This is a genomic window from Burkholderia sp. SIMBA_062, assembly GCF_046534765.1.
In the GTDB taxonomy this organism is placed as follows: Bacteria; Pseudomonadota; Gammaproteobacteria; order Burkholderiales; family Burkholderiaceae; genus Burkholderia; species Burkholderia ambifaria.
This window is the reverse complement of sequence record NZ_JAWRYD010000400.1, coordinates 1-257: the sequence shown is the minus strand read 5'-3', so window position 1 is coordinate 257 and position 257 is coordinate 1. Positions and strand designations below refer to the sequence as shown.

The 257-nt window shown below is 64.6% G+C and carries 1 pseudogene; it reads right to left on the bottom strand.

The window, feature by feature from the left end:
- Positions 1–158, bottom strand: a pseudogene (locus SB786_RS36835) (voltage-gated chloride channel protein); the annotation flags it as partial.
- Positions 159–257 lie beyond the last annotated feature (99 nt).

Here is a 257-nt window from a genome sequence, read left to right as displayed (position 1 = left end):
CAGGGATGCGCGACGCGCGTGCCGGTCGCGAGATCGAGTGCGAAGAGGAACACCGCCGAGGCCGTGCCCGCGAGCGCGCCGAGCACGCAGGAAAGCAGCAGCCAGCGCGCGAGGTACACGACCATCGCGAACGATTCGAGAGACTTCAGGTATTTCATTGCGATCCAGGTTTGAGTCGACGTCAAACCCGGGCGACAGGAGGCGTCGCATGGACGGCCCACGACCTCCTGCACCCAGGAACTCGTAGGCATCATCAG